Source organism: Noviherbaspirillum sp. ST9, assembly GCF_048799745.1.
Taxonomy (GTDB): Bacteria; Pseudomonadota; Gammaproteobacteria; order Burkholderiales; family Burkholderiaceae_D; genus Noviherbaspirillum.
This window is the reverse complement of record NZ_JBLWFR010000110.1, coordinates 1-638: the sequence shown is the minus strand read 5'-3', so window position 1 is coordinate 638 and position 638 is coordinate 1. Positions and strand designations below refer to the sequence as shown.

General features: G+C 43.4%; 2 protein-coding genes. Both read right to left on the bottom strand.

Annotated features, from left to right (window positions below; genetic code table 11):
- The coding region (locus ACNOHI_RS25030) for a hypothetical protein (protein ID WP_420477438.1) at positions 1 to 259 on the bottom strand (259 nt) is incomplete at its 3' end.
- Positions 256 to 638, bottom strand: a 383-nt coding sequence (locus tag ACNOHI_RS25025; protein WP_420477437.1) for a hypothetical protein, incomplete at its 5' end; no start/stop codon positions are given. The genes ACNOHI_RS25025 and ACNOHI_RS25030, both read right to left, overlap by 4 nt.

Sequence of the window (638 nt, the reverse complement as noted above, 5' to 3'; positions counted from 1 at the left end):
TCAGGTTCAAAAATTCCTGTTTTTGTATTTCTGAACTTCCTTTTATTGTACGGAGAAGAGCAGCCGCAAACGTGTCAGGCCGGAAAGTGGCATCAACCGAGCGCCATCCAACATTTATTTCGATGGTGAAACCATTGGGCGCATCAATGCTTTCAACGCGAAATATGCCATTCTGCCCTTTAGCTGCTTTCCCGCTCAATTCCAAACTGAAGCGGTTTGCTAAATCATCTGCAAGTAAATTCCCATCAGTCATGATCATTCTTCATCCAGATCAGGCATATCATCAACCAGATTTCGGAGAAGACGCGATACCTCAAATCTCATTTCTTCGAATTTGCGTTTGTTTTCATCATCAATACAGCCTAACTCCGCGACTGAAAGCGCCCACAACAAGCTATCAAGGCCCTGAATGGTAACACTTGAATCCCTATTTGGCATGTAAACCTTCGAATAATACGGATGGCTTGTATTAATTTGTACCCCTTGGTTACCCGAAATATATGCAGGCTCAAAAAGCAGACCGTTTATGATTTCAGGCACAGGTCTCACATGCAGCTCATTGGGAGAATCTGCATCAAGTACTTTAATCTTGATGTGCGCTTTTCCACTTTTGTTCTGTACCGTAGCTATTCCGGTCC